This window comes from Microbacterium sp. NPDC019599, assembly GCF_040632175.1.
Classification (GTDB): domain Bacteria; phylum Actinomycetota; class Actinomycetes; order Actinomycetales; family Microbacteriaceae; genus Microbacterium.
Window position 1 is genome coordinate 83,018 of sequence record NZ_JBEYBL010000012.1, and the last position, 13,669, is coordinate 96,686.

General features: G+C 69.6%; 13 protein-coding genes. 6 read left to right on the forward strand and 7 right to left on the reverse strand.

Annotated features, from left to right (window positions below; genetic code table 11):
• Window positions 1–43: 43 nt before the first annotated feature.
• Entirely contained in the window at window positions 44–331 is a 288-nt protein-coding gene (locus tag ABZ477_RS17590; RefSeq protein WP_360135844.1) for a hypothetical protein, read from the forward strand.
• Between the two features lie 83 nt (window positions 332–414).
• Window positions 415–1,863, forward strand: coding sequence for a hypothetical protein (locus tag ABZ477_RS17595; protein WP_360135846.1), 1,449 nt, complete (start codon window positions 415–417; stop codon window positions 1,861–1,863).
• Window positions 1,864–1,928: 65 nt separating this feature from the next.
• On the opposite strand, the gene ABZ477_RS17600 is transcribed toward ABZ477_RS17595, so the two are convergent.
• From ABZ477_RS17600 to ABZ477_RS17620, 5 genes are all read right to left on the reverse strand, one after another.
• Window positions 1,929–4,964: a peptidoglycan DD-metalloendopeptidase family protein gene (locus ABZ477_RS17600; protein WP_360135848.1), complete on the reverse strand. Its 3,036-nt coding sequence runs from the start codon at window positions 4,962–4,964 to the stop codon at window positions 1,929–1,931.
• Window positions 4,965–5,142: 178 nt separating this feature from the next.
• The gene (locus ABZ477_RS17605) at window positions 5,143–5,532 is read right to left on the reverse strand and encodes an ester cyclase (protein ID WP_360135850.1); all 390 of its coding nucleotides are present in this window, start codon (window positions 5,530–5,532) and stop codon (window positions 5,143–5,145) included.
• Between the two features lie 230 nt (window positions 5,533–5,762).
• Entirely contained in the window at window positions 5,763–6,800 is a 1,038-nt protein-coding gene (locus ABZ477_RS17610; protein ID WP_360135852.1) for a Gfo/Idh/MocA family oxidoreductase, read from the reverse strand.
• Between the two features lie 217 nt (window positions 6,801–7,017).
• Entirely contained in the window at window positions 7,018–7,851 is an 834-nt protein-coding gene (locus tag ABZ477_RS17615) for an SRPBCC family protein (RefSeq protein WP_360135854.1), read from the reverse strand.
• Between the two features lie 220 nt (window positions 7,852–8,071).
• The gene (locus tag ABZ477_RS17620) at window positions 8,072–9,364 is read right to left on the reverse strand and encodes a hypothetical protein (RefSeq protein WP_360135856.1); all 1,293 of its coding nucleotides are present in this window, start codon (window positions 9,362–9,364) and stop codon (window positions 8,072–8,074) included.
• A gap of 202 nt (window positions 9,365–9,566) precedes the next feature.
• Here ABZ477_RS17620 and ABZ477_RS17625 point away from each other — a divergent pair, with 202 nt between their 5' ends.
• The 4 genes from ABZ477_RS17625 to ABZ477_RS17640 all read left to right on the forward strand — a co-directional run bounded on the left by ABZ477_RS17625 (window position 9,567) and on the right by ABZ477_RS17640 (window position 12,711).
• Entirely contained in the window at window positions 9,567–10,244 is a 678-nt protein-coding gene (locus ABZ477_RS17625) for a response regulator transcription factor (RefSeq protein ID WP_360135942.1), read from the forward strand.
• A complete protein-coding gene (locus ABZ477_RS17630; RefSeq protein WP_360135858.1) occupies window positions 10,234–11,541 on the forward strand; it encodes a HAMP domain-containing sensor histidine kinase in 1,308 nt (435 codons plus the stop codon). Before ABZ477_RS17625 ends, ABZ477_RS17630 begins: the two co-directional genes overlap by 11 nt.
• A 56-nt stretch (window positions 11,542–11,597) precedes the next feature.
• On the forward strand, window positions 11,598–12,353 hold the full coding sequence (locus ABZ477_RS17635; protein ID WP_360135860.1) for a hypothetical protein: 756 nt from the start codon (window positions 11,598–11,600) through the stop codon (window positions 12,351–12,353).
• A gap of 88 nt (window positions 12,354–12,441) precedes the next feature.
• Window positions 12,442–12,711 (forward strand): hypothetical protein, encoded by a 270-nt coding sequence (locus tag ABZ477_RS17640; protein WP_360135862.1) that lies wholly within the window; start codon window positions 12,442–12,444, stop codon window positions 12,709–12,711.
• 72 nt (window positions 12,712–12,783) lie between these two features.
• On the opposite strand, the gene ABZ477_RS17645 is transcribed toward ABZ477_RS17640, so the two are convergent.
• Window positions 12,784–13,197, reverse strand: a complete 414-nt coding sequence (locus tag ABZ477_RS17645) for an ester cyclase (RefSeq protein ID WP_360135864.1) — start codon at window positions 13,195–13,197, stop codon at window positions 12,784–12,786.
• A complete protein-coding gene (locus ABZ477_RS17650; protein ID WP_360135866.1) occupies window positions 13,194–13,658 on the reverse strand; it encodes an SRPBCC family protein in 465 nt (154 codons plus the stop codon). The genes ABZ477_RS17645 and ABZ477_RS17650 overlap by 4 nt, the downstream gene beginning before the upstream one ends.
• Between the last annotated feature and the right edge of the window lie 11 nt (window positions 13,659–13,669).

Consider the following 13,669-nt stretch of genomic DNA (forward strand, 5'->3'; position numbering starts at 1 on the left):
GCGTAGCCGGCGCGAGGGTCACGTCTCCTGGAAGGGGCGGACGATGGGATGGAAAGTCAGGGCCGAGAACGCCACCGGTGCCAACGGATACCAGGCGGTCAATGTCGACGTCGTCATCGGGGAGCAGAGGATCTCTCTCGCTCCGGGCGCCAGCGGAACGCTGAGCGAGTCCGGCAGCGGACGGTTGACGCTGAACGCGCACTGCACGAACCGGCTCGGGGTCGCCTCGGCGTCCACGGACATCAATGTGCTCGGTGATTTCAGCGATTTCGCGTGCAAGGTGACGCTGCCGTCCGGTTCGGCGCTGCGTCTCACCGTCACGGCTCAATAGCCGCGACGAGCCATCGATCGCCTCCGCATGCGCGCCGACGAGCGCCGCAGCGGGTTCAGCAACAGCAAGAGAGGAAGTTCGCTATGTCCGATACGCAGACGGTCCCGAACGGGGCGGTGAACACGAACAGCACCGAGTCGCTCGTGCCGATGATCCTGTATGTGCCGTGGAAGCAGGGTTTCGAACTGGGCATGGGGTACGACTACATGACGCAGGCATCGATGGGTGCCGTCATCCCGGCGACAGAGGTGGATCGTCCGACGGCCGCCACCTCGAAGATCGACTACAAGTACGTGACGAGCCAGGACGACTTCGACCAGCTCATCCAGGCGTCCTTGGAGGGATCCGGCGACCTCGAGGGAGTGACGGTCAAGGCGAGCTTGGACTTCACGAAGAGCGTGCGGTTCTCCGAAACCAGCGAGACGCTCGTCTTCTCCTGGTACAGCGACTCGACACACTTCGACCGCATCAAGACGCCGACACTGGACACGGATGCGATAGCCCTCGCGGGCTCCGATCCCGAGAAATTCCGGCTGGACTACGGCGACTACTTCATCAGCGGCGGCCTGCAGAGGGCCGAGTTCCACGCCGTCTACCAGATGAGCGCCGTCAAGAGGGATGACCTCCTCAAGTTCAAGGCCTCATTGTCCGCATCGACGCCTGATGTCTTCAGCACGAATGGCAGCACGGCGTTCTCACAGGCGGCGACCAGCAATCACGTGAGCATCTCCGCGACGGTCTACAGCAACTCATCGACCGCCGCACCTTCGATGGGAAGCACGACGGGCCTCACACCGGCTCAGGTCCTCCAGATGTTCACCGACTTCCAGACACACCATCAGGACGGGTGGGCCGTTGCTGAGCTCACCCACTTCAACAAGCTCGTCAAGAGTTTCGAGCACAAAGTGCCCGTTCCGCCCAGCTTCGCCGTCGACCGCGCGCTCCTCGTCGGTGCGATGGTCGCCTATCACGGGCTCCTGGCGGAAGGACTGCTCCCCCGTGATGCCGCGGCGTCGCTCAAGCTGCGGCAGACGGCGCTCGATGCCAAGGTGCAGGCGGAAGGCGCGCTGTACTGGGATCACCCTGACTCGCTGGCGGCTGACAGCGCCGCGGCCCAGGAGCTGGCAGCCGATGCCCGCCGGGCCACGGAGTTCCTGCACCGTGTGCGCATACTCGGCGCGGGTGACGGCGGGAAGTCGAACCTCACCGGCCCCCACGGCGGTGAAGCCGGCATCGGCACGCACGGGGACCAGACGGCCATTCCCGCCGACGTCGAAGTGAGCACCGACGCCTTCGATCTCAAGGGCGACTGGGAGTTCGCCCACGAGATCACGAGGCACGCGGACAAGAGCTACCCGGGTTGCACCATCATCTACATCCAGGCGCGGAACAACTGGGGCGCGGACACCGGCGGCACCCTGAACGGCTTCTCCGGAGGGATCGGGCAGAGCGCCGTGCACGTCGGATGCACGTCGGTCGCGGACCGCGGTCTGAGCTGGTCGTTCGTCGTCAAGTACGTCGAGAGCGAGTAGCCGGAGCCATGTGGGTGCCCGGTATCGGCCGGGCACCCACAATGCGCTCACGCGGCGGCGGCAGGTCACCCCGGCGGGATCGCCTTCGCCACGCTCGTCCTGGACGTGGTGGTGTAGCCGGACCTGACCGCGGTGGTCGTCACGGTGATGGTCGTGCCGGCATCGGCAGCCACGAGCAGGTAGGTCGCCGACGTCGCGCCCGTGATCGGCGTGCCGCCGCGCGCCCACTGGTACGACACCGTCGTCGGCGTCGGCGACCAGGCCCCGGCCGTCGCGGTCAGCGTCGAGCCCACTGTCGCCGCGCCGCTGATCGTGGGCGTCGGCGCCGTTGTGAACGCCAGCGTCGCGATCACCGTGACTGCACTCGTCTTCGAGGTGGTCGAGTACCCGGACTTCGCGGCTTTGGTCGTGACCGTGATGCTCGTCCCGGCATCCGCAGCCACGAGGACATAGGTGGTCGACGTGGCACCCGTGATCGCCGCGCCGTCGCGCTTCCACTGATACGACAGCGTCGTCGGCGTCGGCGTCCACACCCCCGCCGTCGCGGTGAGCGTCGACCCGACCTTCGCCGTCCCGCTGATCGTCGGCGTCGGCGCCGCCGTGAAGATCAGGGGGATCGCCTTCGCAGCGCTCGTCTTGGAGGTGGTGGTGTACCCCGACCGTGCCGCAGTGACTGTGACGGTGATGCCGGCACCGGCGTCGGCCGCCGCGAGCAGGTAGGTGGCGGCAGTGGCACCCGCGATCGCCGTGCCGTTGCGCTTCCACTGATACGACACCGCGGTCGGCGTCGGCGACCACGCGCCGGCCATCGCGGTCAGCGTCGACCCGACCCTGGCCGTCCCGCTGATGGTCGGCACGGGCGCCGTCGTGAACGGCAGCGTCGCGATCGTCTTCGCCGCGCTCGTCTTGGAGGTCGGGGCGTATCCGGGCTTGCCCGCAGTCGTCGTGACCGTGATGCTCGCCCCGGCATCCGCCTTCGCCAGGAGGTAGGTCCGCGAGGTCGCCCCCGTGATCGCGGCACCGTTGCGCTTCCACTGGTAGGTCAGCGTCGTCGGCGTCGGCGACCACGTCCCCGCCGCAGCGGTCAGCGTCGACCCCACCTTCGCCGTCCCGCTGATCGTCGGCGTCGGTGCTGTCGTGAACGCGAGCCGGACCGTCCTCACCGGACTGGTCGCCGCAGCAGACCGCATTCCCGTGGAGGAGCCCGTGAGCTGGACGGCGATCTTCCGGCCCGCGTCAGGCGTCGCCAACCGGTACTTGGATGCCGTCGCACCCGAGATCGGGGTGCCGTCGCGCGTCCACTGGTAGGCGAATGCGATCGGCGCCGGCGCCCAGCTGCCCGGATTCGCCGTGAGCACGTTGCCGACGTTGGCGGTGCCCGTGACCGTCGGCACGCCCGGAATGACCTGCGAGGGGTATTCGCTCGAGTCTCCGATCGCCACGGCGGACGGGGATGCTGTCGCCTCCCGCCAGAAGCCGCCGTCGAACCGGTAGTGCTTTCCGCTGGGCTTCGTGAGGATCGAGCTGCCATCGATGGGGTCCTCGAGCAGGTGGTTCCACGGCGCCGCTCCACCGGCTTTCGCGACGGCGGCCGCGTCGACGAGAGTCGACGGCTGAGCCCCGCCGACAGCATCCCAGGATCCGAGAAGTCGCGGCGACCCGCCGACCGTGCGATAGACCTCGCCCGACAGCACTGTGAGGAACGTCCCGTCCGCGGGGTGCGCCCGCAGATTGCTCCAGGGTGCGATCCCGTCGGCATTGTCGATCGCGGCCTGATCGATCGTCGTCACCGGCTTCGCGCCGCCCACCGCAGCCCACGAGCCGACGTAGATGGGCGCGCCGCCGGCGACACGGAACACACGACCCGTCGAACCGCTGTTGATGAACGTCCCGTCGGCCGGGTACCGGCGCAGATGATTCCAGACCGTACCGCCGTCCGCGTTGTCGATCGCGGCCTGATCGACCGTCGTCACCGCTCGAGCACCGCCCACGGCCGCCCACGAGCCGACGTAGATCGGCGCGCCGCCGGCGATCCGGAAGACCTGCCCCGTCGAACCGCCGTTGATGAACGTCCCGTCCGCCGGATAGGTCCGCAGACGGTTCCACGGTGCGGCGCCGTCCGCGTTGTCGATCACCGCCTGGTCGACCGTCACGGGCGTCTGGGCGCCGCCCACCGCGTCCCACGAGCTGACATACACCGGCGCGCCGCCGGCGATCCGGAACACGTGACCCGTGGCACCACCGAGGATGAACGTCCCATCGGCCGGATGCCGCCGCAGCGCAGCCCAGTCGGAGTCGCTGAGCGTGCGGTACGTCTGCACTCCGCCGACGGCATTCCAGTCGCTTACATATAGGGGCGCACCACCGGCGATGCGATAGACGTTGCCCTGGTAGACGACGAACGTGCCGTCCGGGGGGACGGGCGGCGTCGGTGTGCTCGTCGTGCTCGTGAGGCAGCACATGGCCACGCCGTTGTTCGTGACGACCCGCGCACCCGCCCCGTTGTTCCAGTAGCCGTAGTAGTCCTGGCCCGCGCTGTACACGGTGTAGTCGCCGAAGCGGAAGCCCGAGACCGACACCGCGCGCCCGTCGGCGAGGATCGTGACGTGCACATGGTTGAACGTCGAGCTGCCCCCGCACGGCAGTGTCTGGCCCGCGTCACCGAGGTAGGTCCCCACCGACACCGACTTGCCGATGAGGCCGGTCTGCTGGTTCTTCAGGTGGTAGTACGTGCTCCGCCAGCCGTTGCCGTGGTCGATTCCGAGGTACGAGCCTCCACTGCAGGTGATCGAGTACACGGTCCCCGCCGCCATGGCGACGACTCTCGAGTTCGTGCCGCTGCTGCCGGGGCCGAAGTCGAGCGAGGCGCGCGGCGCGTTCTCGACGGAGCTCGAAGCGTGCGGCGATCCCGCCTGCCACCGCTGCCCCGCCTCGAAGGGGAGCTGCCACACCGGCATCGGTCCCGCCGCAACGGCGGTCGATGCTCCGCCGGTGATCGAGCCGGCCACGAGCAGCACCGACGTCGCGACGGCGACGACCCACGCCCACGACCGGTCCGAAGCAGGACGCGCCGCGCGCGTACCCCGGAAAGGTCGCCCCATGATGCCCCCGGAACCGGTGCGAGAGGGAGCCTCATCCCCGGGCAACCCACCGCACAACTCGACGGTCGCGCCCGGAGATCCACAGCCGGACCCGCGGGCGACACACTAACGGCTCACACCGACCGGCGCCAGGGCGACCCGGATCCGTCCCGGGTGGGTCGGCGCCCCCGGGGAGACGTCAGCCCTGAAGCTGCGCGATCAGCTCCGACTCGCCCGTCCCCGTGAACTCGGCGATGCGCCCGCCCGTCACGCGGTACATCGCGAACTGCGCCACGTTGACATGTCTGCGTGTCGGCGGGATGCTGCGGAACGGCCCGAGATGCGTGCCTCCGGCGCGCAGGTGCACGGCGATGCGGTCGTCCTCGACGAGGAGCTGGATGCGGCGCCACTGCCAGTCCGGAAACCCGTGGAAGAGGTCCGCGGCATCCGCGACCCAGGCGTCGGCTCCCCCGGGCAGGTGCGCCCGGCGAACGGACGGCGCGACGAACGACCGGATCGCGTCGAGATCGTGGCGGTTGCACGCGTCGAGGTAGTCGGCGAACCACTCGCGCATCTCCCACGACTGCATCCGCCCATTCTCGCTGGATCCGCGGGTCGGTCATGACCTCGGCCAGCCCGGACTCCAGCTCACCGTCCTCACCGCCGAGCCCGGCACCGCGGACGAGCAGGCGCTCAAGCTCCTCGGCGTCGCCTCCGCCACCGCGCTCTCACCCGGCGACGCTGACATCACGAGAACGTGACGGATCGCCTCGGGCGCCACGGGAAGACCAGTTGGAACAGCTTGTCCGTCGTGACCGGTCAGCGTGCCGACTCGATGATCTGGCGCTGGGCGCGGTCGAGCGCGTCGACGATCGCGACGACCTCATCGTGCGGGTGGATCGGCGACTCGGCGAGGCCCTGCTCCACGAACCCGGCGAACGCCTCGGCCTGACGGCTCAGTCCCTCCTGGCCGGGACCGGCGAAGGCCTCATCGGTCCAATCGCCGACCGTCGGTTCGCCGCTCCAGTCGGGGAGCGTGACGCGCACGGTGCTCGGCCCGATGAACCCCGGCCCGACCTCGATCCGGCCAGTCCGCCCGGCGACGACCGCTGTGACCGGCAGGTGCGACTTGAGGGACGTGGCGGCCGTCGCGATGGCGTCCGGGTACTCGAACGTGACGACGGCCTGATCGTCCACGCCCGTCTCCGCGAGCGAACCGCGGGCGGTCAGCCGGCCCGGAGCGCCGAGCACCGACGAGATGAACGACACCGGATACACGCCCGCATCCAGCAGCGCGCCGCCGGCCTGCGCGGGGTCGAACAGCCGGTGCTCCGGCATGAAGGGGATCGCGAAGCCGAAGTCGGCGGCCACACTCGTGACCTCGCCGATGACTCCGTCCGCGAGCACCTGCCGCACGACGTCGGACTGATCGAGGTACCGCGTCCACATCGCCTCCATCGCGAAGACGCCCGCCGCACGCGCAGCGTCGAGGATGCGGCGCGCGTCGGCGCCCGTCGTGGCGAGCGGCTTCTCGACCAGCACATGCTTGCCCGCCCCGATCGCGAGCAGAGCGAGCTCGAGATGTGCGCTGTGCGGCGACGCGACGTACACGGCGTCGATGCCGGGATCCTCGACGAGCGCGCGATAGTCGCCGTACGAGCGCGGGATGCTGTGCGCCTCCGCGAACGCCTGCGCGCGGTCCGCCGACCTCGAGCCGACAGCCTCCACGCGCTGGGCGGTACGGCGGTGCAGCGCCTCCGTGAAACGCTCGGCGATGCCCCCTGGTGCGAGGACGCCCCAGCGCAGCGGGCGAGCCTCGGGCCACGGGCGCGGGGCGGGGAGAGTCAGTTCGGGCATGAGGACAGCATCCTTCCGTCGCGAGCGCCGCGCGACGCGGCATCCCTTCGAACCTAGAGGGCCGAGGGGTCCGCATGCTCGATGTCGTCGGCCGGCACGACATCGGCCGGCACGACGGCGTCTCAACGCCGTGTGCCGGCCGATGGCGGGTCACCGGTCCGCGCGAACGGCTCCACCGTCGGGCGACGGTCCGCGCATCACTGTCGCGATCCGGCGCTCACAGCGGGTCGCCGGTGGTCCGGTCCTTGCGCGCCAGGTGATCCTCATCCACGTCGAGGGGAGACTCGGTCGACCGGGCCTGGCTCACGTCGGGCTCGATCGCTCCCGCGGGAAGCGCGGTGTCGGCCGAGTCATCCGTCCATCTGGGCTCCGACGTGCCGTACGCCTCGGACACCGTGTCGTAGACGGGAGTGGCCGCGGCACCGGGCTCCACATCCGTGTCGTCCGAGCTCTTCTTGGCCGCCGCGACACCTGCGGCGGCGGCAGCGGCGGCGGCGAGCCCGACGCCTGCCGCGACCTTGCCGGAGACCCCGGCCTTGCCGCTGTCACCACGGGAGTCGGCGGCCGCCTCGATCCCGGGCTCTTCCGCACCCGTCGCCGCGCCCACGGATCCCCGCCATGCGCCGGTGGCATAGCCCTCGGACTCGATGAACTCCTTGAAGCGGTCCAGGTCGCCTTCCGCCTGCCTCTCGACGACGTTCAGCTTGTCGCCGATCTTCTCGACCATTCCCTCGGGTTCGTACTCGAGGACGAGGTGCACCTGGGTCTGCCCGCCTCCGACATCCTCGAAGCTCACCGCGCCGGCGTTCGTGGCACCCTCCGTCGCCGCCCACGAGACCTTCTCGTCCGGCACCTGTTCGAGGATGCGCGCCTTCCACTGCCGCTTCACGCCCGCGATCTCCGCGACCCATTCCAGGTTCTGGTCATCGAGCTGCTTGACGGACTTGACCCCGCTCATGAAATGAGGGAATTCCTCGAACTGCGTCCACTGGTTGTACGCGACGCTGATCGGAACATTGACGAGGACCCTCTTGTCGACCTTCGTGCTCATTGCGTCTTCCTCCTATCGGGTTCGGTCATGCGCATGCACGCGTGGAGGACGTTATGCACGCTCCACGACGGGACCTACCCCCTTGCATCTGTCGCGAAGGCCGACGATGATCGCGCTGCTCGTGCTCCGCGACCCGCCCCTCTGTGCGCGCCGAGCGGGCAGGTCATCGGGTCGCGTCCCGCGACGGTGGGGGTCATCGATACGCGTGGCGGAGCTGCTGCTACGCGGTCGGGAGCCATTCGAACGGCTCTTCGGTGCGAAGAGGGTCGAGCGCATCGAGGAGCATCGCGTGGGTGTTCTCGGACAGGCCGTGGATGCTCACGACACGGTCGAAGAACGTCAGCAGGCCGTCGTCGTCGTCCTGGAGTGCGAAGTCCCGCGGCCAGCCGCGCGCCTGGTCGGCCCGGAACGTCTGGAGGATCTCCCACAGGGTGAGGTGATCGGGCTCGTCGCCGGGGACGACCCGCCCCGCGAGCCGGTGCTTGACGCCCGGCTCGGCCGGAAAGTCCGGCGAGCCGTCGCCGTCCGCGTCCTCGCGCCCCGCGGGATAGCGCTGAGCGGTGCCGAAGAGATGGCTCCACCAGCCGCGCCGTCCGTCGTACCGCAGCAGACGCAGCGCGTGCTGCACGCCCAGGGGCTCGTTCTCGAGCTCCTCCATCGTGCTGATCGAGAGCCCCGCCGCGACGTAGCGCCGGTTGTAGGGCTTGTGCAGGCGCCCGTTCCACAGCTCGTGAGTGATGGCCATCGTGGCGAAGGCCCCGAAACCGGTCGAGAAGTGCTCACTGCGGCTCGTCGATGTGTGGTCGTCGTGCCATGCCTGCCAGAAGTACTGCAGGGCCGTGTCGGGCTTCCAGTCGTCGGAGCCCTCCTGCAGGTGCATGGTGGACCAGCTGCGGTACGAGACCCCTATCCCGCTCCGCGCGGGATAGAGCACCTTGAGCTGGTCTTCGAGCGCGAACCAGGCATCCTTGCTCGCGAGCGTGTCGATCGTCGTCCGCATGACGTACCAGAGCAATGCCTGGCGGCGGAACTCGGCATCGCCGAGATCCTCTGCCTGACCGCTGGCGACCACCCTCGTCCCCACCGTCACGCCCGGGCCCGCCAGCTGCCGGCCGGACTTCCAGATCGTGCGCCAGTTGCGGTCGGCGAGGTCGACCTGGTTGAGATCGACGAGCGACCCGTCTTCGACTGTGAGGTCGGACGCCACGAGACGCGCCTGAACGCGGAAGAAGCGAGTACTGCCGTTGTTGGCCTCGGTCAGTCGCCACGCGCCCTGAGCGTCGGTGCGAGTCGTGCCCCACGTGCTCCACGGTCCGCTCGCGCCGACGTCGGACGCCTGCACCTTCACTTCGATGCCCTTGAGCGGGCGGTCCTTCGAGGTGCCCTCCAACTCGCTCTCGCGCACCCGCAGCGTGCCCGTGATCGACCATGTCTTGGACGGCCCGCCGCCCCCGCCGCTCGACTGCGGAGTCGTGCCGGAGCTTTCGACCGTCCTGTCCTTGACCTGCTTCATGGCGCCTCCAGGGTCTCGGAAGGACAAGAGCACGAGCCTGTGCGCCGTGATACGAAGAGCAGAGAGGATGCCGCGACCCTGCTTTCCGTCGACTTCGAGCCGGCCCTGCCGCTGCGTCTGAGAGACCCGCTGCAGCCGCGGCTCGGTGCCGGCGATGGGCGCTTCAGGCCGGATTCAGGCGGAGGGGACGACACTGGACGTGATGCGGATTCTGGTGGTCGACGATGAGGTGCGCCTCGCCGAGGGTCTCCGGCGTGGGCTGGAGGCCGAGGGTTTCGCCGTCGATGTCGCTCACAACGGCGTGGACGGGCTGTGGCGGGCGCGCGAGACCCGGTACGACGCGATCGTGCTCGACCTGATGATGCCCGGGATGAGCGGGTGGAAGGTCTGCGCAGCGCTGCGGGCGGAGCAGAACTGGACGCCGGTGCTGATGCTCACCGCGAAGGACGGGGAGTGGGACCAGGTCGAGGCACTGGAGACCGGAGCCGACGACTACGTCACGAAGCCGTTCTCGTTCGCTGTCCTGGTCGCCCGGCTGCGTGCGCTGATCCGCCGCGGTGGGGTGGAGCGGCCGGTCGTGCTCGAGGCCGGAGATCTGCGGGTCGACTCGGGCTCGCGCAGAGTCTGGCGCGGCGAGGTGCCGATCGAACTGACTTCGCGGGAGTTCTCCGTGTTCGAGCATCTGATGCGCCACCGCGGCCAGGTGCTCTCCAAGCGAGACCTGATCGACGGCGTGTGGAACGACGACTTCGAGGGCGACCCGAACATCGTCGAGGTGTACGTCGGTCATCTGCGGCGCAAGATCGACCGCCCGTTCGGCCGCGCAGCGATCGAGACGGTGCGCGGCGCCGGCTATCGACTGGACGCTGATGGCGGCTGAACGGCGCGGCAGGTCGCTGCGGGCGGGGATCACCGCGGCCGCAACCATGGTCGTCGGGGTCGCGCTGCTGATCGGCGCATTGGCCTTCTACGGCGTCCTGGCGGTGAGCATCCGGGACGCGGCGATCCGCGACGCGGAGTCCCGCGCCGAGCAGCTCGCCGCGCGAGTCGACGAGGAGGGTGCCGAGGTCGTCTCCGAGCTCGACGATGTCATCGTGCAGGTCGTCGATGCGTCGGGGCAGGTCGTCGCGGCCTCGGAAGACGCCGGCGGCGGCGCCCTGCCGGATTCCGGAGGGACGCCTGTCGTCGCCTTTGACGACGAGTCCGTGCTGGTGGTGAGGGAGGACCTCGACGGGGACGGGGCGCTGCTGCTCGGCGTCCCCCTGGAGGACGAGCAGGAGACCCTCGGCACCGTGGCGGTGCTCCTGGCGGTCGCTGTGCCGATCGTGGTCGCGTTGGTCGCCGCCATCACATGGTGGGTCGTCGGCCGCGCGCTGCGCCCGGTGACGCAGATCCGCGCCCAGGTCGACGAGATCACCGCCGATCGCCTGGACCGGCGCATTCCCGTGCCGGACTCGGGCGACGAGATCGCCGCGCTGGCCGGGACGATGAATCGCATGCTGGACAGACTGGACGCCGCCGCCGCCGCGCAGCGGCGGTTCATCTCGGATGCCTCGCACGAGCTCCGCTCCCCTCTGGCCACCATCCGCCAGCACGCGGAACTCGCCCAAGCGCACCCGCAGGCGACGTCGGTCGACGATCTCGCCGATGTCGTGCATGACGAGGGCCTGCGGATGCAGGAGCTGGTCGATGCGCTGCTGCTGCTTGCGCGCCTCGACGAGCGCGTCACGCTGCGCCGGGAGGATGTCGATCTCGACGACCTCGCGCTGGCGGAGGTGACGCGGCTCCGCGCGGCGGGCACGGCAGTGGATGCCGGCGGCATCCGCGCCGCGCGCGTGCTCGGCGACCCCCGCCTGCTGGGCCGGCTCGTCCGGAACCTCGCCGACAACGCGGCGCGTCACGCGTCGAGCGCGGTCGCGATCGCAGTCTTCCCGACCGGGGGGTCGGTGACCCTGCAGATCGACGACGACGGGGCCGGCATCCCGCCCGAAGAGCGAGACCGGATCTTCGAGCGCTTCGTCCGGCTGGACGAGGCGCGATCGCGAGACGCGGGCGGCAGCGGCCTGGGGCTCGCGATCGTGCGCGCGATCGCCGAGGCGGAGGGCGGCACGGTGCGGGTGGAGGACTCACCACGCGGCGGAGCGCGGTTCACGGTCACGCTGCCGGCGGCATCCTGAACGCTCTTTCAGGTCGCTTCAGGATCGCTTCAGCCCCCGGTCGGCACGATCGGATCATGGACGACACGAACAGCATCCCCGACCCCTCCTCCACGCCCCGAGCCGACGGCCTCGGTGAGACCCCGGCGCCCGCATCCGAAGGGGCGCGAGGCCGCGTGGGCAATCGAGCTTTCCTTCGCGCTCTGCTCCTCGCCGGTGGAGCCGTGCTCGCAGCCGTCGTGCTCGCCGGCGGGGGCGTCGCGGTGGGCGCTGCGATCGCCGACGATGACGACGATCGCGGCAGTTCCGCGACGGACACCGACGACGACGGCGACAGCACGACCGGCGGAACCCAGGAGCGTGACGACGACGATGCCGACGACGCGACGCCGGCCGACCTGACCGGTGTCGGCACCGACTCCGCGGACGAGCTGACCGCCTTCACCGACGCCGCGTCCGCCGCGGCGGACGGTGAGGCGGTGGCGATCGAGCTGAAGGCGGACGGGAGCGCGGATGTCACGCTCGAGACCGGTGACGGCGCCGAGACCGAGGTCCGGGTGACCGCCGGCGGCGAGACGTCTGTCACCTCGAGCGACCCGGCCGACGCCGATGACACCGCGCCGCGGAGCGTCCTGGATGCCGCATCGATCGAGGCCATCGTGACCGCGGCACTCGCCGAGGCGGATGGCCGCATCCTCGAGATCGAGGCGGACGAAGACGGAGCCTCCCCGTACGAAGTCACAGTGATCACAGGCGCCGGCCAGCTCGTCGAAATCGCCCTCGACTCCAGCATGGCCGTCGTCGGCAGCTCCTCCGCAGGCACCGACGACTGATTCGAGCACCGAGGACGCCGAACGGCCCGGGGACTCGCTGGATCCGCGATTCCCCGGGCCGTTCGCGGCGACTCGACATAATGGACGAATGTCCTCCTCCGTCGAACGCCGTTCCAACCCGACTGCCTGGGCGGCGTTCTGGGTCGCACTGGCCGGTCTCGTGCTCATGCCCATCCCGCTGTTCATCGGGCTGATCCTGGGCGGCGCGCTCTCCATCGTCGCTGCGGTCCTCGCGGTGATCGGCCTCCTCAAGGGACTCGCACGCAACGGCAAGGGCATCGCTCCGGTCGTGTTCGCCGCGATCTTCATCGCGCTCACCTGGGGCGGCATCTCGGTCGGCGGCGGCACGATCTGGTAGCGGCGAGGGAGATGGGTGGGCCACCCCGACCTCTCGCTCGATCAAGCTCCGATCGCCCTGCCATCCACCTGCTCAGGCCGGCGCGGTCGTGGGCAACGCGCCGATCTGGTTCATGAGGGTGAACAGATCGCAGGCTTGGGTGATCTCGACGATCCGCCCGTCCTCCACGCGGAACAGGTCCCATGCCATGAAGCGCACTCGGCGACCCGTGCCCGGCACCCCGGCGTACGATCCTCGGTGGATCCCCTCGTACGTGACCCACGTGGTGACGAGGCCGCCCTCCTGGAGGACATGCCGGGGAGTCGCCGTCAAGCCGGGGAACGCTTCGACCAGGCTCCCGATCGACCGCTTGAGTTCGGGGAGGTCCGCACCGGCGCCCGCGTGACCTCTCACGTCCGGTGCGCAGACGTCGTCGAGTCTCTCCAGCGACCCCTCGTTGATGATGTCGTAGAACCGTTCGGCGACCTGTTTCGGATCCTCGCTCACGGCTTCCTGCCTTCCCGTGCGTGGTCTGCCGCCGTGCCCTGCGACTCGAGGATCTCCTTCGCCTTCCGGAACTGGGCCGCGTCGATCCGCCGTCCCTCCGCGGCGACCAGGGGCGACAGCATCCGCTGGAGTCCCTCGAGCCGCAGTTCGGTGTCGCAGGTGAAGCGCGTCCCGTCGGCGTCGCGGACGAAGGTGAACTCGGCGATCGCGGGATACGGCCGACCGTACTCGAGGATGATGCGATTCGGCCGCTCGTACGCTGTCACCGTCCACGGCCAGGTGAACTCCTTCTTCCCTCGACGCCGGACCTCCACGCCGGTGGCACCGAGCCGCAGATCGCCGTCGTAGGTGATGTCGACGAGCTCGGCCGCCCATTCCGTCGCGTTCCTCAGGTCGGTGATGTAGTCGAAGGTCTCCTCCTGCGTCCTGCGGATCACGATCGTTGTCTTCAGATGCACCATGGCACTGCTCC